Here is a 25,106-nt window from a genome sequence, read left to right on the forward strand (position 1 = left end):
CGGGCGGCGATAGCGCCAAGGCCCGAGGAAGGATTTACCCGTACAACAGGCGCGGAAGGATCGTGACGATGCCGGGCCAGAGCGTCAGCAACAGCACGAAGCCCACCATGATGAGCAGGTACGGCATCGTGACGCGCGCGATGTAGCCGAGGCCATCGTCGGTCAGGCCCTGGATGACGAACAGGTTGAAGCCGACCGGCGGGGTGATCTGCGCCATCTCGACCGCCAGCACGAGGAAGATGCCGAACCAGATCTCGTCGAAGCCCGCGCCCTTCACGATCGGCAGCACGATCGGCAGCGTCATCACGATCATCGAGAAGCCGTCGAGGAAACAGCCGAGGATCAGATAGAAGATAATCAGCACCACGATCAGCATGAAGGGCGATAACCCCAAGCCCTTCACGAAGGCGGCGACGGCCTGCGGGATGCCAAGGAAGGCCGCGGCGTTGCCGAGGATCGAGGCGCCGAGCACGATCAGGGCGATCATCGAGCAGGTCACGACCGAGCCGATCAGCACGTCGCGGATCACCTGCTGCGACATCGAGCCCTGCGCCCAGGCGACCAGCGCCGCGCCGAGCACGCCGACCGCGGCGGCCTCCGACGGCGTCGCCAGCCCGCCATACATCGAGCCGAGCACGCAGGCGATCAGGAACAGCGCAGGCGCGAGATCCTTCAGCGCCGCAAAACGTTCGCGCCATGGCACCTGCGAGAGCTTGGCTTCCGTCTCCGGCACCATGCTGGGGTTGAGGGACGTGTGCAGCATCACCCACCCCATGAAGGTGGCCGCCAGCAACAGTCCGGGCAGCACGCCGGCGGTGAACAGTTTCAGGATCGAGACGTCGCCGAGCACGCCGTAGATGATCATGATGTTGGACGGCGGGATCAGGAAGCCGAGCGTGCCGGCGCCGGCGAGCGAGCCGATCGCGATGTCGCGGGAATAGCCACGGCGCAGCAGTTCGTTGAGCGACATACGGCCGATCACCTGCGTCGTCGCCGCCGACGAGCCGGAGATCGCCGCGAAGATGGTGCAGCCGATCACGTTCACATGCAGAAGACGACCCGGCAGAAGCCCCGCCCAGGGCGCGAGCCCCTGGAACAGCGAACGCGACAGACGGGTGCGAAACAGCAGCTCGCCCATCAGGATGAACAGCGGCAACGCCAGCAGCTCCTGCGTGGTCAGGATGTTCCAGGCGTATTGCGGCAGCAGCTTGTCGAGCGGGATCGAGCGGAACATCGCCAGCAGCAGCGTCGCAGTGAGCGCAAGCGTCAGGCCGATCCAGACGCCGCACGCCAGAAGCGCAAACAGGATCGCAAAGAGTGCAACGACTTCGATGGTCATGGAATCCGGTGTCCGCTGGCTGGCGCGTGGGCGATCATTCGACGGGCGAGGCCTTCATGCGGTGATCCTCCAGCGGCAGGCCGAGCACGGCCTGGATCGCGCGCGCCAGGAACTGGAGCGTCAGCAGCAGCATGCCAAAGGTGACGACGGCCTGCGGAAACCACAGCGGGGTGTCGCTCGAGGTCGAAACCTGGCCGCGCACATAGGCGCCGAAGGCGAACTTCGCCATCGACGATGTCAGGAAGGCCATGAAGGCGAAGCCCGCGGCGGCCGACAGGATTTCGATCGCGCGCTGAAACGGAGCGGGGACGTTCTTCAGCAGCAGCACGACACGGATATGGCCGCCGACGCGCAGGGTCATGGCGGCGCCGAAGGTGAAGGACGCCGCCATCAGATAGGAGGAATACTCCCACGCGATCGAGATCGTGGGCGGAAAGAACGGCAGGAAGTTCGAGAGGAAGCGCGTTGCTACCTCGCACAGCATCAGCAGCGTCAGCATCAAGAGGCAACCGCCTCCGATCCAACCGTCCAGCCGGCCGAGACGGTCGATGCCGTCAAGCAGAATGCGCAGCGGCGCTGGCGCCGCCGCGTTGAGACTTTGGGACGACGCAGGCAAAACATCCGCCACTGCAAGTCCTCAGCGCTTCATTTCGGCGAGATAGGCCCGCACCGGCTTGTCGGCCGCCGGTACGCGCTTGACGAAAGCGTCGAGCTGCGGCGCGGTCTTGGCGCGAATGTCCGTGATCATGGCCTCCGAGACCGGCACCACCTCCATGCCGCCTTCCTTGAGCCGGTTGAGGCTGTCGACGTCCGCCTTGAGCGAGTTCGCCCAGAAGCCCGGCTCCATCTTGGCGGCAATGCCGGCGACAAGCTGTTGCTGATCGGCGCTCAGTGCCTTCCAGGAATCGAGATTGACGGTGAGCATCTGCGACGACCAGACGTGGTTGGTCGGGTAGATGTATTTCAGGAATTCCCAGAACTTGCCGTCGACGCCCGACACCGCCGAGGTGGAGACACCGGAGACCGCGCCGGAGGCCAGCGCGGGGATGGTCTCGCCCCAGGGAATCATCACCGGCGCCATGCCGACCACGGCCAGCATGTCGACGGCGTTCTTGTCGGGCACGCGGATCTTGATGTTCTTCAAGCCGTCGACATCGGCGACCTTGACCTTGAGATGCAGATATTGCGTCGGCCAGGGCACGATGTAGAGGATTTTCTGGTTGTTGCGCGCGGCGACCTTCTCGTATTCGGGCCGCACATATTTGTGCAGCACCTTCAATTCGTCCATCGAGCCGCAGAGAAAGGGAATGCTTTCGACGCCCATGAAGGGCTCGTCGCCGACCTGCTGGATGTTGAGGACGTCGGCGAGCGGCACCAGGCCGTCGCGCACGGCGCGCAGATGCTCGGGGCCCTTGAAGCCGAGCTGTCCACCGGCCTTCACGGTGATTGCGACCGAGCCGCTGCTCTGCTTCTTCACCTCTTCCGCGAAGGCAAACGCGTTCTGGGTGTGGAAATTGCCGTCGGGCCATACCGTCGACATGTCCCAGCTCACCGTCGCAGCTCGCGCGCGGGTCGAGATGTGGCCGGCGGCGAGCAGCGTCGCTGCGCCCGCGGTAAAATTCCGTCGCGTGATCATTGAGCCCCTCCGTTTGCTACGCGCACGACGCCTGAAGCGTCATCGCGCATGCCCATAAACTGTAACCGCGTTGTCGGCAGACACGAGGCCGCTTTCGATGTCGTCGTTGACGGCTGTCGGCGCGCGCTCCCGGGGATCGCCGATGCCGGCGCCGCCTGGCGTCAGCACCACCAGCCGGTCGTCCGGCGGCACCTGCTGAAAGCCTTTTCCACGCAGCTTCTTGCCGGACTTCAGGCCGACATAGCCGGCCTCGCCGTTCTTGCCGCCATCGCGACCACGTGGCGGATGATCGATGCGGTCGAATGCCGCCAGGATGTCGAACGGCGCATCGACGCCGCTGCCGACCTCGATGATCTGGCCGAGGCCACCGCGGGTGCGCCCTGCCCCGCCGGAATCCGCACGCAATTCCTTGCGCCAGAAGATTAGCGGCGTCTGCGTCTCGGCGATTTCGACCGGCGTGCCGCGCACGCCGCTGGGATAGGCGGTCGCCGACAGCCCGTCCTTCGCGAAGCGCGCGCCGGTGCCGCCATTGGAGGTCACCGCCATCGAGAATCCGTAATTGCCGCCGGCGCCCGAGCGAGTCTGTCCGCGCACATTGAGATTCCACAGGCACGAGGTGCCTTCCGCGGGCACGCGCTCGGGAATGATCTGGCGCAGGCAGCCGAACACGACGTCGGGCAGCATCTGGCCGATGATGTGACGCGAGGCGACCGGCGCCGGCTTCGGCGCATTGAGGATCGCGCCCGGGGGAGCCGACACCGTCAGCGGCGAGAGCGAGCCGGCATTGTTCGGGATCTGCGAGGCGACGACGCAGCCGAGACCGAACACCGTGTAGGCGATGGTGTAGGACAGAGGCACGTTGATGCCGAATCGGGACGCGGCCGAGGTGCCGTCGAAATCGACGTGGATGCCTTCGTCCGAGATCGTCAGCGTAGCCTCGAGCGAGACCGGCGCGTCATAGCCGTCGACCACCATGGTGTTGCGCCAGGTGCCCTTCGGCAGCTTGGCGATCTCGGCAAGCACGGCCTCGCGCGAGCGGTCGCAGATATAGTCGCCGAGCGTATCGAAGGTGTCGATGCCGAACTCGGTCATCATCTCGACCAGGCGCTCGCAGCCGACGTCGTTGCAGCCGGCGAGCGAGTAGGTGTCGCCCTCGGTGTCGATCGGCAGCCGCGTGTTGGTGCGGATCATCGCCATCAGCGTCTCGTTGACGACGCCCTGGTCGATCAGCTTCAGCATGGGGATGTAGAGCCCCTCCATGAACACGTCGGTGGCGTCGGGCCCGAAGCCGATGCCGCCGATGTCCATGAGATGGCTGGTGCAGGAAAACAGCGCGACCGGCTTGCCGTCCTTGAAGCAGGGTGTGGTGACGACGAAATCGTTGAGATGCCCGGTGCCCATCCAGGGATCGTTGGTGATGTAGGCGTCGCCCTCCTTCATCGTCTCGATCGGAAAGTGGGCGATGAAGTGCTTGACCGATTCAGCCATCGAATTGACGTGGCCGGGGGTGCCCGTCACCGCCTGCGCCAGCATCCGTCCCTTGAGGTCGAACACGCCGGCCGAGAGGTCGCCGCATTCGCGCACGATCGGGCTGAAGGCGGTGCGGAGCAGCACCTGCGCCTGCTCCTCGACCACGGCGATCAGCCGGTGCCACATGATCTGGAGGTCGATCAGGCTCGCGCCGCTTGCCTTGCTCATGATCAGGCCGCCTTCCGTTCCATGACGATGCTGCCGGCACCGTCGATATGGGCATCAAAACTGTTGGAGACGAACGTCGAGGTCTCGTCCTCCGCGATCACCGCGGGACCCGCAATCGTCGCGCCCGGCGCCATGTCCTCGCGGCGGTAGAGCGGGATCTCGATCACCTCCCCTGCCCGACCGTCGAAGAACTTGCGGCTGCCCGACGCCTTGCCCGCGGGCTTGCGCGTAACGGCCGCGACCGTGGCCGGATTGCGCGCCTCGGTCGTCGCGAGCACCGACCAGCTCAACACCTCGATCGCCGCACCCGGGATGGACCGCTCGAACATCGCCGCATAATCCGCTTCGAACTTCTGGCGCAGGCCGGCCAGATCGGCCGTCGTCAGCCGCCGGTTCGGCAGCTCGACCGTGATCTCATGGCCCTGGCCGACATAGCGCATGAAGGCCGCGCGGCGCTCGCGCACTGGCGCACCGGCCGCGCCCGACTCGACCAGCGCACGCGCTTCGGTCACCATCTCCTGGAGCAGGTCGGAGACCCCCTCGGTGTCGAAATCGTCGAGCCGCACATGACGGCTGCGCACCAGCTCGTAGGCGATCGGAGCCGCAAGGAAGCCGACGGCCGAACCGACGCCGGCATTGGAAGGGACGATCACGCGGGAGACACCGATCTTCTCGGCGACCCGCGCCGCATGCAGTGGCGCCGCGCCGCCAAAGGCGATCAGCGTGTGCTGCCCGACAATCTCACCGCGCTCCACCGCATGCACGCGCGCCGCGCTCGCCATATTCTCGCAGACGACCTCGTGCACGGCATAGGCCGCGGTTTCCGCCGACAGGCCGAGCGGCTCGCCCACGGCGCGCAGCAGCGCCTGCTTCGAGAGTTCAGGGTCGAGCTTGATCGTTCCACCCGCGAAATCGTCGGGATCGATCATGCCGAGCGCAACGTCGGCATCCGTCACGGCCGGGCGCAGGCCGCCGCGGCCGTAGCAGGCGGGCCCGGGCTCCGAGGAGGCACTCTCGGGGCCGACCGTGACGCGCTTCATCGCGTCGACATGGGCAATCGAGCCGCCGCCGGCGCCGATCTCGACCATCTCGATCACGGGAATCCGCACCGGCAGACCCGAGCCCTTCAGGAAGCGCGCTGCGCGATCGACCTCGAACACGCGCGAGGTCTCGGGCTGGTATTTCTCGATCAGGCAGATCTTTGCCGTGGTGCCGCCCATGTCGAAGGACAGCACCTTGCTTTCGCCGAGACGCGCCGCGATCTGCGCCGCGAAAATGGCGCCGCCGGCAGGACCGGATTCGACGAGACGCACCGGAAAGCGCCGCGCTGTCTCGATCGAGGTGACACCGCCGCCGGAGGTGACGAGATAGATCGCGCCGCGGTACTGCTCGACCTGCAAGGCGTCGGACATGCGGGCGAGATAACCATCGATCAGCGGCTGCACATAGGCGTTGGCTACCGCCGTCGATGTCCGCTCATATTCGCGGATCTCCGGGCACACCGCGGACGATACGGTCACGGAAATGCCGGGCATCTCCTCACTGATGATCGCGGCCGTGCGGCGCTCATGCTCGGGATTGGCGTAGGAGTGTAGGAAGGCGACCGCGACGCTCTCGACGTTCAGCGCGCGCAATCTTGGCGCGAGCGCACGCACCGCCGCTTCGTCCAGCGGGAGGCGGACGGCACCGTGGGCGTCGATACGCTCCGGCACCGTGAAGCGCAGGGACCGCGGCGCCAACGGCTTCGGCTTGTCGATGGAGAGGTCATACTGGTCGTAGCGGCTCTCGGTGCCGATATCGAGCACGTCGCGAAAGCCCTCGGTCGCGATCAGCGCCGTCTTCGCGCCGCGACGCTCGATGATGGCGTTGGTCGCGAGCGTTGTGCCGTGAATGAAGACGTCGATGTCGCTGATATGGGCACGCGCATCAGCAAGAATGAGCCGCATGCCATCGAGCACCGCCTGTTCGGGCCGCTGCGGCGTCGTCAGCAATTTGCGCGTCTTGCGATCCTGCCCCACGTCCAGCACGATGTCGGTGAACGTGCCACCGATATCAACGGCAAGCCGCACCTCGGCTCCCTCAAGCATTCCAAATTCTCCGTGCTGATCGTCAAGACTGAGGACAAAAGCGCAGCAATTTCCATGCCATGGATGACAGGAACATACTGCGTCCAGCTATTCTGCTTGGCACCCATGCAATAGGCAAGGCGTGTTCGCAGCCCGCGCGATCAGAGCAGGAATGCAAGCGCGACTTCGCAGCGCTCCTCGACCTTCAGCGTAAGGAGATCATCGGCGCGGGTGCGTCCGAGATTGACCGCAGCGATCGGGATTTGCCGTTGCGCGGCAGCCTGCACGAAGCGGAAACCGGAATACACCATCAATGACGAGCCGACGATGAGCATGGCGTCGGCCTGCGCCAGATGATTCTGCGCGGTAGCGACCACGTCGCGCGGGACGTTCTCGCCGAAGAACACGACATCGGGCTTGAGGATGCCGCCGCAAGCTTCGCAAGGAGGCACCTTGAACGACGAAAAATCCGCATGCTCCAGGTCCGCATCACCGTCCGGTGCATCGGCGGCATCAAGCGTCAACCATTCCGCGTTGGCGCGGCCGAGCATCTCCTGGAATTCGCTCCGCGGCGTCTTTTGGCCGCAACCCATGCAGCGGACCAGATCGAGCCGGCCGTGCAGGTCGATTACCTGGCGGTGGCCGGCGGACTGATGCAGCCGGTCGACGTTCTGGGTCAGCAGCATTCCGCAACGCCCGCTCGCCTCGAGCCGGGCGAGCGCGTGATGCGCATCGTTCGGCCTCGCCTGGCCGAACCGCCGCCAGCCGATCAGGCTGCGCGCCCAATAGCGCCGACGCGTATGCTCTTCCGACATGAAAGCCTGGAAGTTCACCGGCTGGGTCCGCTTCCAGTTGCCGTGACTGTCGCGATAATCGGGAATGCCAGAATTGGTGCTGCAGCCAGCACCGGTCAGCACGAACAGACGTTCGTGCCGGCCGACGAAATCCTGGAGCGGATGATTTGCCAGCGGATCATTTGCCATGACGCAGATGTAGTCCGCGCAGGCGGGTTTTGCCAGATCACCGCTGTTCGGACCGGTCGAATCCCGCAATCAGCTTCACGAGCTCGCTCTGCCGCGCCGTACCGGTCTTGCGGAAGACGTTGTGGAGGTGTGTCTTGACGGTCGCCTGCGTCAGCCCGAGCAACTCGGCCAGCGCCTTGATCCCGCTCACCCTCATGACGGCGTCGATCAGGCGGACCTCGCTTGCGGTGAGCCTGTAGAGTTTTGCAAGCGCCTCCAGCGGCGGCGGGCTTGCCGGCGAGGCCTTGCGCACGAACACCGCGGCAACCGCGGAATACAGCGCGCCGGTACGCCGCCGGTCCCCCGAGGTCAACGGCAGCACGTTGGCAAACCAGCGGCCTTGCGAGGTCCCGAGCGGAATCGAGCCGCCGCTGTCTGTCGGCATGTTGCCGTTCTCCGCGGCGACAAGCGCTTCGCGCAACGCGCGCTGAGCGTCGAGGGCAACAGCGAACAACGTTCCGTTTCTTTCCGTGAGCAGCGCAGCCTCGTCCAGCATCGCGCGTCCGGGCGCGTTGGTGAAGGCGAGACGTCCGTTGGGACCAACCAGAAAGACGGCGGCCGTGACGCTGTCAAGCGTCTGGGTCAACACCGCCTGTGTCGCCCTGTTCTGATCGAACAGCCGGCCAATCGAGACCGCGCGCTGGAAGTGCGGCACGATCAGCGCAAACCGGCTGCGGGCGTCAGCGTCGGCGAGACCGTCTTTCTCATGCATCCGGACACTGACGATCGATGAATAGGTTGCGCCCTTCTCCAGATTCGACCCGAGCGCATCGATCATGCCCTGCGGCTTCATCCACTCTTCGTAGAAGCGCGTCGCCACCATCTCCTCGAAGGGGACGAAGTCGGTTGATGCATAGACGAGACCAGCCTCGCAGAAAGTGGCCGCTGGAAAGCACGGGTTCAAGGCGAGATATTTCTCGAGATAGAGCTTTGTGTAGTCCGGCTCCTCATTGAAGAGGTGCAGCACTGCGGTTTGTTCGGTGGCCGCGTCATGCCAGAACAGGGCGCCGGAGGACCCGCCGACAAACAGGCAGGCCTGTTCGAGGGCGCGCGGCCACAAGGCGGGATCGAGCGCGGCGTCGTAAATCAGGCCGATCAGCTCTGAAAGCAGAGCGGCTTCGGATATCACGGCCGGCTCTCCGACATGTCGAACAACAGATTCGGCATCCGCACCTCGTCCCTCATTGAGTCGGGACCAGGGGCTGTTTCGCAGGCGCACCCGGCTTAGGCGGGGCGGATTGCTTCTGTGAGACGACCGCCTTGCCAGGCCCAGCTTCAGGAGCGGCGGGCGCCACCGGTGCGGACTGCCCCACCGACAATGACACGCCGAACACACGCCATTGTCCTTCGACCGGCGCGAACATCAGTTCGAAATTCACCTGGGATGGCACCGACGGAAAAAATCCTGCCATGTGCAGGAGCCCGTTCGGCTCGATCTGCGGCAGCAGCGACAATTGCGGATCGATCACGGCAAGGCCGGAGAGATCGAGCTTGTCGCCACGCTGCTTGGCAAAGATCTCCGCAAGCTTTGCGGCGGTGTTGATCTGGAAGCCGGGCGCACCGAGATCGCGCAGCACGGTGTAGTTCCCGGTCTTGTTGGCATGGTCGAGCGCAAGCAGCGTCGAGCGGATCAGCATCAGCACGCCGTTGCGGTCGATATTGGCGGGTTTGGCCGCCTGCTGCTGCGACGGCGGCGTCTGGTGGGGCTGCGGCGGCGTCTGCTGCGCAGAGGTCGTCACCGCCCCCAGGATCAAAAGACCGGCAATCGGAAGACCAAGGCCCGCGCTCAACCAACGCAGCGTCATGACGAACGGGTTCTTCCTACCACTGGATCGAGACAGCACCACGTCCACCTGCAACGCTGCGCTCGAGTCCGATGCCGCCGCCGGCATTGGCGATAATAGCATAGCTCTTGCCGTCATAGAGCAGTGCCGTTGCACCGACCGCAAACGCGTTGGCGCCCTCGAAATTGCCGTAGCCGGCCGAGAGCGCGAACTTGCGCCCCTGTTGCAGCGCCGGCATCGAGCCGGCCGCGAGCGCGACCGCGGTCCCGCTGCGGGCTTCGAGCCGGTTGTCCATCACTTGCGACTGCAAGGAGGTCACCTGCGACTGCAGTGAGGCGATGTTCGCCGGATTGAAGCTCGACGTTGCCAGATTGCCGGCCGCGTCGGTCGTCACGAAGGACACCGGTCCACTCTGTGCCGCCAGGCTCGCCGCCGAGGCGACGCCGGCCATGCGATAGGTGTTGCTGGCGGTCCCGATCGCGACCTGGTTGGCAGCGGTTACTGTCGCACCGGAGCCGATGGCGGTGGAGTTCGAGAATCCCGCGGTAGCGCCAGAACCGATTGCCGTTGCGCTCGCGGCAGACGCAGTGCTGCCCTGTCCATAGGCCGCCGCGCCGGCAGCGGTAGCGTTGCTGCCAGCGCCGATTGCGGTGGCATTGGACGCCGACGCAACAGCACCGTTGCCGAATGCGGAACTGCCGGCGGCGGCACTTGCCTTTGCCCCATCGCCAACGGCGGTGTTGCCGAGCGCCGCCGCCGAATCAGCGCCGACGGCAATCGATCCGGTCGAAACTGCACCGGTGCCGATGGCAATCGCATTTGCGCCCGTGCCGGCGGTTGCGCCGTCGCCGATCGCGACAGCGCTCGTCCCGGTGGCGTGGGAGTTGTTGCCGGCCGCGAAGGAATTGCCGCCGCTTGCGGTCACCGCGTTGCCCACCGCAGTCGAGTTGGTGTTGCTGGCGTTAGCGGCGTTCCCGATGGCTGTTGATGAAGCGCCACCCGAGGAACTGCTGAGGCCGATCGCAACCGACCCAAATCCACCCGACGTTGCGCCCGTTCCGAAAAAACTGCCGTCGCCGCCCCCGATCGCGACGCTGTAGTTTCCGAGCGAACTGGGACCGTTGCCGGTGCCACCCGAGCCAATTGCCGTACTCCACCTGCCGGCACCGGCCGCCGTGCTATTAGAGTTGGTACCGATGCTGGTGATGCCCTGGTTAATCGTCGATAGACCGGCATTTGTGCCCATCGACACGCCGAAGGAGTTGGCCACCGCGTCATGGCCCACCGCGGTCGCGCTGTCGTCAAGCGCAATTGCGTGGTCGCCAAAGGCGGTGGATAGCTGGTCGGCCCGGGTATTATCGCCGACCGCGATCCCGTTGGAGCCGGGAGTCCCTTGGGCCGAGCAGGTGCCCTGGAAAGAGTTTCCACTGGAATAGCACTGGGCGGCGGCCGGAGACATTCCGAGGAGCAGAGCCATGGCCGTGAGAGCCGCCAGGTTGACCAGCGCAGCGATTACGCCGGAAGCGTCGCGGTGAATGCGGGGCGAAGAGCGGTGCAAGCTGCCCCCATCGGTCGCTTCCGGTTGCGGACAACTGATCGGCATCTTGTCGCTCTCTACTGGTCCAAGCTGCCACAATCGTGGGACAGGGCCACGGACAGGACATCAACCGTTCGGTTGAGTTCGTCTGCGCGTGCGGCGCCGACATCCCGCTTTTTTCCGACTGTTGCTGGATTGCATCGCGAAAAGTCTCGACGATGAGCGTCGACGCCGCAGGCAGACCGCGAGAACTGCAAGGACGCTCGTGATCTTTGCTAGCTCGCCCAGTTGTCCCGGAACTCAGGAAACAGCGTCAGGCCTCCGCAGGCATAGATGGTCTGCCCGGTGATGTAACTGGCATCGTCCGACGCGAGGAAGGCGAACACGGCGGCGATCTCTTCCGGAGTGCCGACGCGGCCCAGCGGAATGTGGCTGCTGACCACGCCTCGCTTTTCCGGATCGCCGGTCCAGGCCGCGTTGATCGGGGTGTCGATCGCACCGGGGCCGACCGCATTGACGCGAATGCCGCGGCCGGCGAATTCCAGCGCCAGCGTGCGCGTCAGATTGGCCATGCCGCCCTTGCTGATTGAATAAGCCAGATAGCCGGGTTTTGGGATGATCTGGTGCACACTCGAGCAGTTGATGATGCTGCCGCCTGCGCCGCGCGCGACGAAATGCGCGAGCGCCTTCTGGGCGCAGAACACGGCGCCGTTGAGATTGACGTCGATGATGCGGCGGTAGGTCTCGATGTCGAGCGCTTCGCTCGGCGATTCCCGCTGGAAGCCGGCATTGTTGACAAGGCAGTCGAGGCGCTTCCAACGTGCCAGAATCGTCTCGAACATCGCGGCGACCTCTTGCTCATTACCGACATCGGCCTTGACGATGATGTGATCGAGCCTGCCGTGGCCGCGATCACCCGATGCCGTCCGCGCGAGCGCGAGTGTCTCCTCTGCCCCTTCAGGGTGACCGAAATAGTTGATGGCGACGGTCGCGCCTTCCTGGGCAAGCCGGATGGCGACGGCGCGGCCGATGCCTTGGGAGGCGCCGGTCACCAGCGCGTACTGGCCGACAAGACGCGAGTGAAACGAGGTCGAGCGATCGGTTTGTGGCATGGGTTCTCTCCGGGATGCCCTGATCAGCGACGGAACCGGCTTTTTGTTCCATCCCTCAGCGCATCGCTGCGATTCATTCGACGCGGCGCGTGAATGGCGAAGTCAGGATCTGGTACAGGATGATGGCGCCAAAGGTTGCGGTGCCGATCCCGCCGATCGTGAAGGCGCCGAATTTGAGCGTGAGGTCGCCGGCGCCTGCGGTGAGCGCGACCGCCACGGTGATCAGGTTTGCCGGACTTGAGAAGTCGACCTTGCTCTCGACCCAGATCCGGCCGGCCATCGCAGCGATCAATCCGAACAGCACGATCGAGAGCCCACCGATGACAGGACCCGGGATCGACAAGATCAGCGCGCCGAATTTCGGCGAGAAGCCGAGCACGATCGACACCACCGCCGCGAAGGCGAACAGCAAGGTCGAATAGACCTTCGTGGCCGCCATGACGCCGATGTTTTCGGCATAGGTGGTAACGCCGGTGCCGCCGCCGCAGGCCGCCACGATGGTCGCGAGGCTGTCGGCGAGCAAGGCGCGGCCGAGATAGTCATCGAGGCTCCGGCCCGTCATGGCGCCGACGGCCTTGATGTGACCGAGGTTCTCGGCGACGAGAATGATCGCAACCGGCGCGATCAGGACGATCGCATCGGTCTGGAAGGTCGGCGTGGTAAAACTCGGCAGGCCGATCCACGGCGCAGCCGCAAGCGGGGTGAAGTTAATCGGCTTGCTGAAGCCGAGGCCGTTCGCGAACAGCAGGTACAAGAGATATCCGCCAATCGCGCCGAGGATGATCGGCAGGCGGCGCCACAGGCCCGGTGCGCCCACGGCAACCACGCCGACGATCAGAACTGTCGCGAGCCCGATTCCTGTGTCGAACGCATTGGCGCTCACCGCCTTGACCGCCACGGGCGCGAGGTTGAGGCCGATCGCGGCGACCACAGCGCCGGTGACGGCCGGCGGCAACAGCCTCTCGACCCAGCCAACCCCCGACCACATCACGATCAGCGCGATCACGCCGTAGAGGACGCCGGCCCCGACGATGCCGCCAAGCGCAACCGACAGGTTCGGGTTCGGCCCGTGCCCGGCGTAACCGGTGGCGGCGATCACGACCGCGATGAACGCGAAGCTCGAGCCGAGATAGCTCGGCACGCGTCCCGCGACGATGACAAAGAAGATCAGCGTGCCGATGCCGGAAAACAGCACCGCAACATTGGGATCGAACCCCATCAGCAACGGCGCGATGATCGTCGAGCCCGACATTGCGACGCAATGCTGGAGACCGGAGACGACGGTCTGGCCAAGCGGCAGCCGCTGCTCGGGCATGATCACGCCGGAGGACTTCAGAGTCCAATGCGGAAAATAGCCTTGCGCTCGCTGTTCGGAGCCCGTTGCAATCGGCATGTTCCCCCCAGTTGCGGTGCAGCGACCGATCTTCGTGCGAACAGACAAAAATGTGATTGTCGCTTCTGCGGCGGCCATCACATGATGCAAATCAAACAAGATCAATACGTTCCGGGGCCTATTCTATGACACAGATTGCGATCCAGCCAGCCATCCACCGCCGGCGCCAGCCCTGGTACAAGATCCTCTACATCCAGGTGCTGATCGCGATCGCGCTCGGGGTGCTCATCGGCTATTTCTATCCCGATCTCGGCAAGGCCCTGAAGCCGCTCGGCGACGGCTTCATCGCGCTGATCAAGATGATGATCGCGCCGGTGATCTTCTGCACGGTGGTGCACGGCATCTCCTCGATGGGCGACCTCAAGCGCGTTGGCCGGGTTGGGCTGAAGTCGCTGATCTATTTCGAGACGGTCTCGACCGTCGCGCTCGCGATCGGCCTTCTGGTCGGCGAGGTGCTCCAGCCCGGACACGGCTTCAACATCGATCCCGCCACGATCGACCCGAAATCGGTGGCGACCTACGTCACCAAGGCCAAGGAAGAAGGCATCGTCGCCCATCTGCTGGCGATCATCCCCGACAGCTATCTGGGCGCCATCGCACGTGGCGATCTGTTGCAGGTGCTGCTGATCTCGATCCTGTCGGGCTTCGCCATCGCCTTTCTCGGCAAGGCCGGCGAGCCCATTGCCGAGGCGATCGACAAGGCCGCAAAGATGTTCTTCGGCATCATCCGCATCATCGTGCGCGTCGCTCCGATCGGGGCGTTCGGCGCGATGGCGTTCACCGTCGGCGCCTACGGCCTTGGTTCGCTGCTCAACCTCGCCGCCCTGATCGGCACGTTCTATCTCACCAGCATGCTGTTCGTGCTGGTCGTGCTGGGGGCGATCGCAAGGCTCGCCGGCTTCTCGATCCTGCGCTTCATCGCCTACATCAAGGACGAGCTCCTGATCGTGCTCGGCACCTCGTCGTCGGAGACTGTGCTGCCGCAGATGATCCAGAAGATGGAGCATCTCGGCGCCTCGCGCTCGGTGGTCGGCCTCGTCATTCCGACCGGTTACAGCTTCAACCTCGACGGCACCAACATCTACATGACGCTGGCGACGCTGTTCCTGGCGCAGGCGACCAATACCCATCTGACCATCTGGCAGGAGCTCGGCATTCTCGGCATCGCCATGATCACCTCGAAGGGCGCCTCGGGCGTGACCGGGGCGGGCTTCATCACGCTCGCGGCAACACTCTCGATCGTGCCCGACATCCCGATCCAGTCGATCGCGATCCTGGTCGGCATCGACAAGTTCATGAGCGAGTGCCGCGCGCTGACCAATCTGATCGGTAACGGCGTCGCCTGCGTCGTCATCAGCATCTCCGAAGGCGAGCTCGACCGCGACGCGCTGCACGAGGCCATGGCCCATCCGCTGGAGATGGGTGAGGCGCTTGAACCCGGCGGCAGCGCCGCCTCCTAGGCCGGACGCAGGTTTGGCGGCGTCCGGTTCCAACGCGGTAGTTTCCCGGAGTGGTAAATTGGCGCAACGCGAGTCACAACTGCTGCGTTGGGATCACGGATTGATACTCATATTTTTCCACCCGACGCGCTGGGGGCAGGGCGTCGGGTTTTTGTTAATCAACGATGGGCAGCCGATTTAGCCGGCCAGTTCGACCCTGCGCGTGATCCCGATCGCCTGCAAGAACGCCTCGTGATGACTTACGACGAGCAGCGCGCCGTCATAGGCCCTCAGACCTGCTTCCACGGCTTCGATGGATTCAATGTCGAGATGATTGGTCGGCTCGTCGAGGATCAGCAGGGACGGCGGCGTCGCACCGCCCAGCACGCAGGCAAGGCCGGCGCGAAACATCTGCCCGCCGCTCAGGCGTCCGACTATCTGCAAGGCCGCATCGGCACGGAACATGAACCGGGCCAGCGCGGCATGGCATTCATTTGCACCCGCCTTCGGATGGAAGCGCCCAAAATTGTCCAGGATGGAGATCGCGGGATCGAGCAGACTGACCTTCTGATCGAACAGCGCAAGATCCGGCTTGACCCGCACGGTGCCGGAGAGCTGATGCAACTCGCCGGCGACGAGTTTCAGCAGCGTCGTCTTGCCTGAGCCGTTGGGCCCGACGATTGCCACGCGCTCCGGACCGACGATCGCGAGCGATAGATCGCGCAAGACTTCCCTATCCGGCCCATAGCCGGCGCTGACGCGATCGAGCCAAACCACCTCCCTGCCCGTCGGCAGCCGGGTCGAGGGCAATTTCACCGACAGCGGCTGAAGAATCTCGATGCGTCGGCGCGCCGTATCGACGGCCTCGAGCGCATCCGCGCGCCGCCGCTCGGCGATCTGCGCGTTCTTGCCGCCGGTGTCTTCACTACGGTCCTTGCGCGCGCCGGCCAGGATGCGCGGCATGTCGCCCTTGGCGCGCTTCTTCTTGCCCCCGCTGTCTTTGCGCGCTTTCCTCTCCGCGGCCTCCTGCGCTTTCCCGTCGATCTCGGACAGGCGCCTCTGGGCATGCGCGAGGTCGTGCCTGACAGCCGCAAGCGCAAGGGCTTTCTGCTCGCAATAACTGCTCCAATTGCCGCCGTATCGCGCGGCTCCGAGCGACGTCAGCTCGACGATCGCATCCATGGTTTCGAGCAGGCTCCGATCGTGGCTGACGACAATCGCCCCACCGCGCCAGGAGGCAAGGAAATCGATCACCGCCTTGCGTCCCTCCCGATCGAGATTGTTGGTGGGCTCGTCGAGCAGCAGGAAGTCCGGCTCCGCAAAGATCAGCGCGGCGAGACGAACCCGCGTGACCTGCCCGCCCGACAGGCGGTCGAGCTCGATCTCCGGAGCGACGTCGAACCCGACACGCGCAAGGGCGGACGTAAGCCGTGTTTCGAGGGTCCAATCGACCTCGGAAACCTCCTCGGCCGAGGCGTCTCCGCGCTCGGCACGGCGAAGAAGATCGAGCGCGGCTCGCGCACCGAACAGGTCGATCACCTTCGCGCCCGCAAGCGGCTGGACGTTCTGGCGTAGCAGACCAACTGTTCCGTTGATGGCAACGCGCCCCGACGGAGGAATGTGCTCTCGCGAAATCGACGCAAGCAGCGTCGTCTTCCCGACGCCGTTGCGACCGACGAGGCCGGTCCGCTCGGCTCGGAACGTCAGATCGATATTGGAGAAAAGACAGCGGCCGTCAGGTGTGGACAGCGACAGGTTGGACAGGATGATGGAAGCAGGCATGGAATTCCCCGTGAGCAAGGCAGGTCGGCTTTGCGGTCGGGGTAAAATCCATGGCTCTCGAATATCCTGTTTGAGGAGCTCTCTAACTAATCTCATCGAAGGGCGAGATCAAGGCGAGGCTCGCAGGGAGGGCGGCGCGCGGAGCGCTGACGTGCCCCGCTGGCCTGCGCGATCAGCCCTTGAGCGCGGTGACCACGACCTCGATCAGCGCGCTGCCGCCGAGATCGGCGACACCGACGGTGGCGCGGGTCGGCAGATTGTCGCCGAAGAACTCAGTCCAGACCGCGTCCATCTCCTTCTTCTTGGAAAGGTCCGTGACGAAGATCGAGGTGCTCACGACGCGCGACTTGTCGGTACCCGCTTCCTTCAGATAGCCGGCGATCTTGCCGAGGATGTTGCGGGTCTGCTCGCCCATCGACACCGAGGTGTCGTCGGCGATGGTGCCGCCAATGAAGACGAAGCCGTTGGCTTCGACGGCGCGGTGCATGATGGGCGTGCGGATGCTGCGGGTAATGCTCATGATGTCCTCTTTTGCTAGAGCGTGGGGGAATAGAAACGGTCGATGCCGAGTTCGCCGATGCGGGTCTGGGTGCCGCCGTTGACGATCAGCTCCGCCATGACGGCGCCCGCGCCGGGGCCGAGCTGGAAACCGTGCAGCGAGAAACCGAACTGGTGATAGAGGCCCTTGTGCCGGCTGCTCGGTCCAAACACGGGCAGATCGTCCTTGGTCTTGGCCTCGATGCCGGCCCAGGCGCGGACGATCGTCGCGCTGCGCATGACCGGGAACAGCTCGAACACGGTGCGGGCGCTGGTCGCGAGGCTCTTCCAGTCCAGCACCGTCTCGTTTCGATCCTGATAGGGCGTTGCCAGATGGCCACCGCCGATCAGCACCGTGCCGTTCTTGAATTGCTTGAAGGAGAGCTTGCGGCCGCGCAGGATCACGACTGGATCGATGAAATGCGGCACGCGCGAGGTGATCATCAGCATCGGCGCCACGGTCTCGACCGGAACGGGCTCACCGAGCGCGGCTGCAATGGTCCCGGCCCAGGCGCCGGCGGCATTGACGAGCACCGGCGCGGCAAAGCTCTCGGCGCCGACATCGACATGCCAGAGACCATCGGTGTGCCGGATGTTCGTGGCGGCAATGCCCTCGCGAACGGTCGCACCGAGCTGCCCGGCCTTGCGCCGGAACGCCGTCGTCGCCTGCGCAGGATTGGCCGCACCGTCGCGGCGCGAGACCACGCCGCCGGGACAGCTCTCGGCGACTGCAGGCACGAGGCGCCGCAACTCGGCCGCATCGATCAGCTCCTCGTGGGTGAAGCCGAGCACGTTGAGCTCGGCCACACGTGCACGGCAGACCGCGAGTTCCTCCTCGTTCTCGGCGACGAGGACCTGGCCATAGCTCTCAAAGCTGCAATCGTCGTCGAGGAGATCGGTGATCTTCTCCCAGATTCCCATCGAGCGGATCGAAAGCGGGATTTCGGGGATGTGCCGCGCCAGCTGGCGCACGCCACCGGCGTTGACGCCGGAGGCGTGGCGGCCAGCATAGTCCTTCTCGATCAGCACCGGTTTCAGGCCGGCGAGACACAGATGCAGCGCAGTCGAGCACCCGTGGATGCCGCCGCCCACGACGATCGCATCCACGTTTTTCGTCATCCGCGTACCACCGCCTTGATGTCGTCTTCGCTCTTCGGAACCGCGGCAAGCTCGGCGAGCGTGATCGGCTTGACCGGCGCGCGCAGCCGGTAATAGCCAATCTCCTGCGGGCTCTTGCCCCGCGCCTGCGCCATCAGCTCGGTGACGGTGAGGCCACAGAGCCGGCCCTGGCACGGACCCATGCCGGTGCGGCGATAGGCCTTGAGCTGGTTCGGCCCGGTCGCGCCGATCGCGACGACGTCGAGAATATCCTTTGCCGTGACCTCCTCGCAGCGACAGACGATGGTGTCGCCTGCGGGAATGCGAAACTGCGGCGCCGGACGGAACAGCGTGTCGAGGAAAACGCGACCACGTTCGGCCTTGGCGAGATCGGCGCGGAGGCTCGCCATCGGCGCAAGTTTTGTGGCAGCCGCAGGCGCCAACGCCTCCACCGCCGCGCAGGCCGCGATGCGGCCGCGCACCACGGCTGCACTCGCACCGCCGATGCCGGCGCCGTCGCCGGCAATCGCAATGCCGGCGACCGACGAATTGCCGCTGGCATCGAGCACCGGAGACCAGCACAATTGCAGATCATCCCAGCGATGCTCGATTCCGGCCGCCATCGCCAGATTGACGTTGGGCACGACGCCCTGGTGCAGCAACAAGAGATCCGCAAGGACGGTTTCGCGCTTGCCGCCGGCGACATAGCTCACGTTCGCGAGCTGGCCGTCACCAGAGGCCGCAAGCTCGCTGACTCCTGAGACGACCTGCACCTTCGCCTTCACCTCGCGCATCATCGAGAGGCCCTTGGCGAAATAAGGCGAGGTCAGGAAGGCAAAGGCGTGGGGGAGAGCCGCGAAATAGTTTCCGCGCGCGGTGGTGTCGAGAATACGATCGATGCGGCCGCCGAGCCGCAAAATCTGCGCGGCGAGCAGCCAGAGCAACGGCCCCTGCCCCGCGATGACTGTACGGCCATCCGGCACCAGGGCCGATGATTTCAACATCGTCTGCGCGGCGCCCGCGGTCATCACGCCCGGCAGCGTCCAGCCCGAAATCGGGAAAGGCCGCTCCAGTGCGCCGGTCGCGAGGATCACGCGCCTGGCCTTGACGAACGCGGACGCGCCGCCGACCGAGACGGCGATGTCGAGGTTGCGGTCGAGGCTCCAGACGGTGGCGCGGTGGATGACCTCGGCGTTGCCTGCGCGTAGCGCCCGCACGAGATCGGCGCCCACCCAATAGTCAGCGCCGAGCTGATCGCGCTCGGTCACCGGTGTCGAGGCGATGGCGCGGAACACCTGGCCGCCGGGCCCGATATTCTCGTCTAGCAGCAACGTCGACAGGCCGGCTTCGGCGGACGTCGCGGCAGCGGCGAGGCCGGCAGGCCCCGCCCCGATCACCACGACGTCGTATTCTTCGCGCTTGGGAGCCACAGTCATTTCCCGATCTCCCGCTTGCCCTTCTGAATCTCGATCTGCATGCCCTGGGTGACCGGCACCAGGCAACCCTGTCGGTTGCCGACGCCGTCGATGGTGACGAGGCAATCGAAGCACACGCCCATCATGCAATAGGGCAAGCGCGGCGCGCCGCTCACCGCGGTCGAACGGCGTACATCGCAGCTCGAGGCCAGCAGCGCCGCGGAGACGGTGTCGCCCTGCCGCGCGGCGACGGCAACGCCATCGACGAAGATTTGCACCGGTGGCCGCTTGTCCTGCTCGGATCGTTTGAACATCCTGGCTCCTTCAATATCCCTAGTAGCCGCTGTTGTTCGCAGCACCGGCGGCGCCAAAACGGCTGGCCGAGAACGCGCCGACCAGCTCCGGCTCGAGCGCGCCCTGCTCGACCATCCGCGCGATCTCGAAAGCGTGGTTGGAGGCGAGCGTCACGCCGGAATGGCAGCAGGCGACGAAGGCGCCGGGATGCGTCTCCGACTGGTCGTAGATCGGAAAGCCGTCCTGCGGCATGACGCGGATGCCGGCCCAGCTCCTGACCACGTTGAGCCGCGCGAGATGCGGAAACATGCGCTGGGCGCGATCGGTCATCACGGCGCTGATCGAATGCTTCATCGTACGATCGTCGAGCTCGTCTTCCTTGCTGTCACCGATCATCACCGTGCCTTCGTCGGTCTGGCGGATCGTGGTCAGCGGATGCGGCAGGAACGGCATGGTGCGCTCGGTCACCACGATCTGGCCACGGGTCGGGCCCATCGGGGCGTAGAGACCGACCATCGGCGCCAGCGTCTGGTTGGCATTGCCGGCGGCGAGCACGATCTTGGCGGCACGGAGCTCGCCCTGCGGCGTCGTCAGGCGGAATTCACCGCCGCTCTGGCTGATCGTCGAGACCGGACGCTCCGGAAGATAATCGATGCCGAATGCCCTAAAGCCGGTGTGGAACGCACGAAACGTGCGCAGCGAATTGACGTGACCGTCGAGCGGACAATAACTGCCGCCCGAAACTTCAGGCCCAATCAGCGGCAGCGCCTTCTTCACCTCGGACGCCGGCAGCATCTCCATCTTGTAGTCGGCGGCGCCTGTCTGGTTGTGCATGCGCTTGACCAGCTCGGTGCGCTGGCCGAATTCGTCCTCGCCGAGCGTGAGATGAAAGCCGCCATTCTGCTGAAGAGAGACATCGAGGCCAGTCTGCTGCTTCAACTCGGATGCGAGCCGGCCCCACGCCTGCGACGCCTGCACAGTCCACACCGTATAGGCCGGCATGCCGAGGCCCTTGCTCTGCACCCAGACCAGCGCAAAGTTGGCACGCGAGGCGCGCTTGGTGATGTCGCCTTCGTCGAGCACGGCGACGCGTCTGCCGAGCCTCCCGAGGCCCCAGGCGATGGCGGAGCCGAGCAATCCGCCGCCGACGACGGCGACGTCATAATCTGTTCGCATGGATTCTCCTATCGCCCTGTATCGCCCTTGCCGGCGAGCACGCGGTCGAGCCCGTAGAAGCGGTCGAGCAGAATGAGAGCGGTCATGGTAACAGCGATCACGCAGGCCGAAACCGACGTCACCAGCGGATCGATGTTGTCCTGGATGTACAGAAACATGCGCACCGGCAGTGTTTCGGTGCCGGGTGCCGCGAGGAAGACGGTCATGGTGAGATCGTCGAAGGACTGGATGAAGGCGAGCGCCCAGCCGCTGATGACGCCGGGCAGGATCAGCGGCAAGGTCACGCGGCGGAACAGCGTCCAGCCGCCGGCGCCGAGCGAGATCGCCGCCATCTCGACCGAAAGGTCCATGCCGGTCGCCGCCGCCAACGTCAGCCGCAGCGCGAACGGAAACACGATGATGACATGCGCGATGATCAGCGCGGCAAAGCTGCCGCCGAGGCCAGCCGAGGTGAAGAAGCGCAGGAATGCGATGCCGAGCACGACATGCGGGATCATGAGCGGCGACAGGAACAGTGCCGCCAGTGCGTCTCGGCCGCGGAACCGATAGCGCGCGATCGCGAGCGCCGCAGGCACTGCGAACAGCAGCGCCACGAAGGAGGACAGTGCGCCAAGGCCAAGACTGACCCAGAAAGCATGGACGAATTCGGGATAGTTGGCGATCGCCCTGAACCAGCGCAGCGAAAAACCGTTTGTCGGCAGCGACAAGAAGCCTTCAGGCGTGAACGCGACGAGGCAGACGACGAGGATCGGCGCCACCATGACGATGACGAAGATGGTGTGGAAGATCAGCGCGAGCGGCCCGTTCCGGCTCATCGGAACACCTCCGCGTAGCGGCGCTCGATCAGTGTGTTGCTGCCGACGACGATCAAGACCAGCGCGGCCAGCAGCAGCGTGGCGACCGCCGCACCCAGCGGCCAGTTCAGCGTGTTGAGGAATTCGTCATAGGCGAGCGTCGCCGCGACCTTGAGCCGGCGGCCGCCGATGATCGCGGGCGTCGCAAACGCACTGGCCGAGAGCGAGAACACGATGATCGCCCCTGACAGCACGCCCGGCATGATCTGCGGCATGATGATGCGGCGGATGATGGTCACAGGGCCGGCGCCGAGCGACATCGCGGCATTCTCGATCTGCGGATCGAGCCGCTGCAGCGCCGCCCACACCGACAGCACCATGAATGGCATCATCACATGCGCGAGCGCGATAACCATTCCGGTCTCGGTGAACATGAAGGGGATAGGCGCGCGGATCAACCCGGCCGACATCAAGAGCTTGTTGACGAGGCCGTTATTGCCGCCGAACAGCAGCGCCCAGCCGAGCGTGCGCGCCACCACGGAAATCAACAGCGGCCCCAGGATGACCAGCAGGAAAACGCTCTTCCAGCGTCCGCCCATGCGGTTGAGGATGTAGGCTTCGGGCGCACCGAGCAGCGCGGTGAGCAGCGTGGTCAGGATCGCGATGCGAAACGTCCGCCCGAACATCTCGGCGTAATAGGGATCGGTAACGATCTCGTGCCAGTTCTTGAGGATGAAGACCGGCTCGATGCCCTTGTACTGGCCCCAGTCATGGAACGACAGCATCACGGTCATTGCCAGCGGAATCAGGAGCACGCCGACGAACAGCATCAAAGCGGGCGCGGTCAGCGCCCAGGGCGTGCGTGCGTTTCGTTCCTCGGCGGAAGCGCTCATGCGACGCCTCTCACGCCCATGTCCTCCGGCCGCCAAGTGAGGTGAACTGCCTCGCCTTCGACCGGTTGCGACCGGCCGTCATTCTGGCGGATTACGGTCGCCGGGCCACATTCGCTGTCGCACTGGAACAGCCAGTGATTGCCTTGGAAGATGCGCGTGACGATCTTTGCGCTGAGGCCTGCGTCGCCAAAGTCGATCCGCTCGGGGCGAATGCTGATGGTGACGGGACCGCTGCGCCCGGCAGGCGCAGGCGCGCTCCACGAGCCGGCGATCAGTCGCGCAGGCGCACTGGTCCGATCGATCGTCGCGGCAAAGTCGTTAGTCTTGCCCAAAAACTGCGAGACGAAGGCCGAGGCCGGCTTCTCATAGGTCTCCTGCGGCGTGCCGATCTGCTCGATCCGGCCCTGGCTCATCACCACGATGCGGTCGGACAGCGACATCGCCTCGTTCTGGTCGTGGGTGACGAGGATCGTGGTGGTGCCGATGGTGCGCTGGATCTGGCGCAGCTCGATCTGCATCTCCTCGCGCAGCTTGGCGTCGAGATTGGATAGCGGCTCGTCGAGCAGCAATACGCTCGGCTTGATCACCAGCGCGCGCGCCAGCGCCACGCGCTGCTGCTGGCCGCCGGACATGCGGCGCGGATGGCGATCCTCGTAGCCGGCAAGCCCGACGATCGCGAGCGCGGCGCGGACGCGCTCGGTCCGTTCGCCGCGCGGCACATTGCGCATCTCGAGGCCAAACGCGACATTCTCGGCCGCGGTCATGTGCGGAAACAGCGCGTAACTCTGGAACACGATGCCAAGCCCGCGTTTGGCCGGATGGATCGCGGTCAGGTCCTTGCCTTCCAGCCGGATCGCGCCGCGGCTGGGATCGAGGAAGCCCGCAATCATTTGCAGGGTCGTTGTCTTGCCGCAGCCGGAGGGGCCGAGGAAGGAGATGAACTCCCCCTTCCCCACCGCGAGACTGAAGTCGTCGACGACAGTCTGCGCTCCGAATTGCTTGGCGACCCCTTCGAGCTCGAGATAGGCCATCGCACTGTCTCCGGTATGACCGATCAGCGCTCGACCTCGCGATTCCAGCGCTTGGTCCATTCCTCGCGCTTCTCGTTGATGACGGTCCAGTCCGGATTATAGAGCTTTGCCGCACGCTCGCCGATCGGCGCCATCTTGCCGAGCTCGGGCGGGATCACCAGCGATTTCAGCACCGGGCCGTAGCCGTAATCCTTCAGCATCACGAGCTGGATCTTGGGTTCGAGCAGCATCTTGACGAAGCTGGACGCAAGCGGCGAGGCGTTCGGCTTGGTGATCGGACAGGCGGTCGTCAGCAACGTCGCGGCGCCCTCCTTCGGATAGACGAAATCGACGGGGAAGCCGGTATTGGCAAAGCTCTGCACGCGGCCGGTGCCCCACACCGCGATCACGGCCTGGCCGGACTGGAACAGCTCGGTCATCTTGCCCGGCGACGGCTCATAGGCGAGCACGTTCGGATTGATCTGCTCCTTGAAGATCTTGAAGCCGGAATCGACATTGGTTTCGCCGCCGCCATTCATCTTCGACAGCATCACCAGCGCTTCGAGGCCATAGGTGTTGTTGATCGGCGGGATCACGAGCTGCTTGGCGTATTTCGTGTCCTTCAAATCGTTCCAGGAGGTCGGCGGCGCCCAGCCCTTCTCCGCAAACACCTTGGTGTTGTACATCAGGCCGGTCGCGACGATCCCGATGGCGACCGCACGATCGTCCTTAAAGCGGGCGGTGTCGTAGAGATCGGCCGGAAGTCCCTCGAGCTTGCCGCAGAAGCCGAGCTGGATCGCCTGGTACATCGGGCCGTCGTCGACGATGGCGACGTCGATCTGCTGATTGCCCTTCTGCGCCTGGAGCTTTGCCAGCGTATCGGTGGAGTTGCCGGCGACGTACTCTACCTTGACGCCGTTCTCCTTCTCGAAGGTCGGGATCACCTCGTCACGAATAGTCTTCTCGAACGAGCCGCCATAGCCGGCGACGTAGAGCGTTTTCTGCTGGGCCGTGGCGACCGACGGGGCGGCGACGAGCGCCGCGATGCTGACCGCTGTCAGAAGGCGAAAAGTCTTCATGT

At 64.9% G+C, this 25,106-nt stretch carries 22 protein-coding genes; 1 reads left to right on the forward strand and 21 read right to left on the reverse strand.

Translation table 11 applies throughout. The annotated features are described in order from the left end of the window. Positions 1–34: 34 nt before the first annotated feature. From IVB45_RS30795 to IVB45_RS30845, 11 genes are all read right to left on the reverse strand, one after another. Complete coding sequence (locus tag IVB45_RS30795; RefSeq protein ID WP_247358243.1) at positions 35–1,339, reverse strand: TRAP transporter large permease subunit; 1,305 nt, start codon at positions 1,337–1,339, stop codon at positions 35–37. A gap of 34 nt (positions 1,340–1,373) precedes the next feature. Beyond that, positions 1,374–1,967, reverse strand: a complete 594-nt coding sequence (locus tag IVB45_RS30800; RefSeq protein ID WP_247287568.1) for a TRAP transporter small permease — start codon at positions 1,965–1,967, stop codon at positions 1,374–1,376. A gap of 9 nt (positions 1,968–1,976) precedes the next feature. Next, complete coding sequence (locus IVB45_RS30805) at positions 1,977–2,975, reverse strand: TRAP transporter substrate-binding protein (RefSeq protein WP_247358242.1); 999 nt, start codon at positions 2,973–2,975, stop codon at positions 1,977–1,979. A gap of 39 nt (positions 2,976–3,014) precedes the next feature. Then, on the reverse strand, positions 3,015–4,673 hold the full coding sequence (locus tag IVB45_RS30810; protein ID WP_247358241.1) for a hydantoinase B/oxoprolinase family protein: 1,659 nt from the start codon (positions 4,671–4,673) through the stop codon (positions 3,015–3,017). A gap of 2 nt (positions 4,674–4,675) precedes the next feature. Beyond that, positions 4,676–6,760, reverse strand: a complete 2,085-nt coding sequence (locus IVB45_RS30815) for a hydantoinase/oxoprolinase family protein (RefSeq protein ID WP_247358240.1) — start codon at positions 6,758–6,760, stop codon at positions 4,676–4,678. A gap of 140 nt (positions 6,761–6,900) precedes the next feature. Further along, complete coding sequence (locus tag IVB45_RS30820) at positions 6,901–7,722, reverse strand: NAD-dependent protein deacetylase (RefSeq protein ID WP_247358239.1); 822 nt, start codon at positions 7,720–7,722, stop codon at positions 6,901–6,903. A 37-nt stretch (positions 7,723–7,759) separates the two neighbouring features. Then, complete coding sequence (locus IVB45_RS30825; RefSeq protein WP_247358238.1) at positions 7,760–8,890, reverse strand: LuxR family transcriptional regulator; 1,131 nt, start codon at positions 8,888–8,890, stop codon at positions 7,760–7,762. A 52-nt stretch (positions 8,891–8,942) separates the two neighbouring features. Beyond that, the gene (locus IVB45_RS30830) at positions 8,943–9,566 is read right to left on the reverse strand and encodes a hypothetical protein (RefSeq protein WP_247287561.1); all 624 of its coding nucleotides are present in this window, start codon (positions 9,564–9,566) and stop codon (positions 8,943–8,945) included. Positions 9,567–9,582: 16 nt separating this feature from the next. Then, entirely contained in the window at positions 9,583–11,022 is a 1,440-nt protein-coding gene (locus IVB45_RS30835; protein WP_247358237.1) for a hypothetical protein, read from the reverse strand. Positions 11,023–11,357: 335 nt separating this feature from the next. Next, positions 11,358–12,194, reverse strand: a complete 837-nt coding sequence (locus IVB45_RS30840; RefSeq protein WP_247358236.1) for an SDR family oxidoreductase — start codon at positions 12,192–12,194, stop codon at positions 11,358–11,360. A 73-nt stretch (positions 12,195–12,267) separates the two neighbouring features. Continuing rightward, positions 12,268–13,587: a solute carrier family 23 protein gene (locus tag IVB45_RS30845; RefSeq protein ID WP_247358235.1), complete on the reverse strand. Its 1,320-nt coding sequence runs from the start codon at positions 13,585–13,587 to the stop codon at positions 12,268–12,270. 125 nt (positions 13,588–13,712) lie between these two features. On the opposite strand from IVB45_RS30845, the gene IVB45_RS30850 reads away from it, so the two are divergent. After that, the gene (locus IVB45_RS30850; protein ID WP_247358234.1) at positions 13,713–15,047 is read left to right on the forward strand and encodes a dicarboxylate/amino acid:cation symporter; all 1,335 of its coding nucleotides are present in this window, start codon (positions 13,713–13,715) and stop codon (positions 15,045–15,047) included. Positions 15,048–15,224: 177 nt separating this feature from the next. Here IVB45_RS30850 and IVB45_RS30855 read toward each other — a convergent pair whose 3' ends face one another. The 10 genes from IVB45_RS30855 to IVB45_RS30900 all read right to left on the reverse strand — a co-directional run bounded on the left by IVB45_RS30855 (position 15,225) and on the right by IVB45_RS30900 (position 25,104). Further along, positions 15,225–16,808 (reverse strand): ABC-F family ATP-binding cassette domain-containing protein, encoded by a 1,584-nt coding sequence (locus tag IVB45_RS30855; RefSeq protein ID WP_247358233.1) that lies wholly within the window; start codon positions 16,806–16,808, stop codon positions 15,225–15,227. Between the two features lie 172 nt (positions 16,809–16,980). Further along, entirely contained in the window at positions 16,981–17,328 is a 348-nt protein-coding gene (locus tag IVB45_RS30860) for a RidA family protein (RefSeq protein WP_007596366.1), read from the reverse strand. Between the two features lie 14 nt (positions 17,329–17,342). Next, entirely contained in the window at positions 17,343–18,464 is a 1,122-nt protein-coding gene (locus IVB45_RS30865; RefSeq protein ID WP_247358232.1) for an FAD-dependent oxidoreductase, read from the reverse strand. Further along, complete coding sequence (locus tag IVB45_RS30870; RefSeq protein ID WP_247358231.1) at positions 18,461–19,879, reverse strand: NAD(P)/FAD-dependent oxidoreductase; 1,419 nt, start codon at positions 19,877–19,879, stop codon at positions 18,461–18,463. The genes IVB45_RS30865 and IVB45_RS30870 overlap by 4 nt, the downstream gene beginning before the upstream one ends. Then, positions 19,876–20,172 (reverse strand): (2Fe-2S)-binding protein, encoded by a 297-nt coding sequence (locus IVB45_RS30875; protein WP_247358230.1) that lies wholly within the window; start codon positions 20,170–20,172, stop codon positions 19,876–19,878. The genes IVB45_RS30870 and IVB45_RS30875 overlap by 4 nt, the downstream gene beginning before the upstream one ends. A 19-nt stretch (positions 20,173–20,191) precedes the next feature. After that, the gene (locus IVB45_RS30880; protein WP_247358229.1) at positions 20,192–21,328 is read right to left on the reverse strand and encodes an FAD-dependent oxidoreductase; all 1,137 of its coding nucleotides are present in this window, start codon (positions 21,326–21,328) and stop codon (positions 20,192–20,194) included. 8 nt (positions 21,329–21,336) lie between these two features. Continuing rightward, the gene (locus tag IVB45_RS30885) at positions 21,337–22,143 is read right to left on the reverse strand and encodes an ABC transporter permease (protein WP_247358228.1); all 807 of its coding nucleotides are present in this window, start codon (positions 22,141–22,143) and stop codon (positions 21,337–21,339) included. After that, positions 22,140–23,015: an ABC transporter permease gene (locus IVB45_RS30890; protein ID WP_247358227.1), complete on the reverse strand. Its 876-nt coding sequence runs from the start codon at positions 23,013–23,015 to the stop codon at positions 22,140–22,142. Before IVB45_RS30890 ends, IVB45_RS30885 begins: the two co-directional genes overlap by 4 nt. Next, positions 23,012–24,046, reverse strand: a complete 1,035-nt coding sequence (locus IVB45_RS30895; RefSeq protein WP_247358226.1) for an ABC transporter ATP-binding protein — start codon at positions 24,044–24,046, stop codon at positions 23,012–23,014. The genes IVB45_RS30890 and IVB45_RS30895 overlap by 4 nt, the downstream gene beginning before the upstream one ends. 23 nt (positions 24,047–24,069) lie before the next feature. Beyond that, positions 24,070–25,104, reverse strand: a complete 1,035-nt coding sequence (locus IVB45_RS30900) for an ABC transporter substrate-binding protein (RefSeq protein ID WP_247358225.1) — start codon at positions 25,102–25,104, stop codon at positions 24,070–24,072. Between the last annotated feature and the right edge of the window lie 2 nt (positions 25,105–25,106).

It is taken from the genome of Bradyrhizobium sp. 4, assembly GCF_023100905.1.
GTDB lineage: Bacteria > Pseudomonadota > Alphaproteobacteria > Rhizobiales > Xanthobacteraceae > Bradyrhizobium.

Excerpts from the sequence above, each read along its gene's own strand:
- IVB45_RS30795 (WP_247358243.1), bottom strand. The coding sequence starts at position 1,339 with ATGACCATCGAAGTCGTTGCACTCTTTGCGATCCTGTTTGCGCTTCTG.
- IVB45_RS30805 (WP_247358242.1), bottom strand. The coding sequence starts at position 2,975 with ATGATCACGCGACGGAATTTTACCGCGGGCGCAGCGACGCTGCTCGCC.
- IVB45_RS30810 (WP_247358241.1), bottom strand. The coding sequence starts at position 4,673 with ATGAGCAAGGCAAGCGGCGCGAGCCTGATCGACCTCCAGATCATGTGG.
- IVB45_RS30815 (WP_247358240.1), bottom strand. The coding sequence starts at position 6,760 with ATGCTTGAGGGAGCCGAGGTGCGGCTTGCCGTTGATATCGGTGGCACG.
- IVB45_RS30820 (WP_247358239.1), bottom strand. The coding sequence starts at position 7,722 with ATGGCAAATGATCCGCTGGCAAATCATCCGCTCCAGGATTTCGTCGGC.
- IVB45_RS30830 (WP_247287561.1), bottom strand. The coding sequence starts at position 9,566 with ATGACGCTGCGTTGGTTGAGCGCGGGCCTTGGTCTTCCGATTGCCGGT.
- IVB45_RS30835 (WP_247358237.1), bottom strand. The coding sequence starts at position 11,022 with ATGGCTCTGCTCCTCGGAATGTCTCCGGCCGCCGCCCAGTGCTATTCC.
- IVB45_RS30840 (WP_247358236.1), bottom strand. The coding sequence starts at position 12,194 with ATGCCACAAACCGATCGCTCGACCTCGTTTCACTCGCGTCTTGTCGGC.
- IVB45_RS30845 (WP_247358235.1), bottom strand. The coding sequence starts at position 13,587 with ATGCCGATTGCAACGGGCTCCGAACAGCGAGCGCAAGGCTATTTTCCG.
- IVB45_RS30850 (WP_247358234.1), top strand. The coding sequence starts at position 13,713 with ATGACACAGATTGCGATCCAGCCAGCCATCCACCGCCGGCGCCAGCCC.
- IVB45_RS30855 (WP_247358233.1), bottom strand. The coding sequence starts at position 16,808 with ATGCCTGCTTCCATCATCCTGTCCAACCTGTCGCTGTCCACACCTGAC.
- IVB45_RS30860 (WP_007596366.1), bottom strand. The coding sequence starts at position 17,328 with ATGAGCATTACCCGCAGCATCCGCACGCCCATCATGCACCGCGCCGTC.
- IVB45_RS30865 (WP_247358232.1), bottom strand. The coding sequence starts at position 18,464 with ATGACGAAAAACGTGGATGCGATCGTCGTGGGCGGCGGCATCCACGGG.
- IVB45_RS30870 (WP_247358231.1), bottom strand. The coding sequence starts at position 19,879 with ATGACTGTGGCTCCCAAGCGCGAAGAATACGACGTCGTGGTGATCGGG.
- IVB45_RS30875 (WP_247358230.1), bottom strand. The coding sequence starts at position 20,172 with ATGTTCAAACGATCCGAGCAGGACAAGCGGCCACCGGTGCAAATCTTC.
- IVB45_RS30880 (WP_247358229.1), bottom strand. The coding sequence starts at position 21,328 with ATGCGAACAGATTATGACGTCGCCGTCGTCGGCGGCGGATTGCTCGGC.
- IVB45_RS30885 (WP_247358228.1), bottom strand. The coding sequence starts at position 22,143 with ATGAGCCGGAACGGGCCGCTCGCGCTGATCTTCCACACCATCTTCGTC.
- IVB45_RS30890 (WP_247358227.1), bottom strand. The coding sequence starts at position 23,015 with ATGAGCGCTTCCGCCGAGGAACGAAACGCACGCACGCCCTGGGCGCTG.
- IVB45_RS30895 (WP_247358226.1), bottom strand. The coding sequence starts at position 24,046 with ATGGCCTATCTCGAGCTCGAAGGGGTCGCCAAGCAATTCGGAGCGCAG.
- IVB45_RS30900 (WP_247358225.1), bottom strand. The coding sequence starts at position 25,104 with ATGAAGACTTTTCGCCTTCTGACAGCGGTCAGCATCGCGGCGCTCGTC.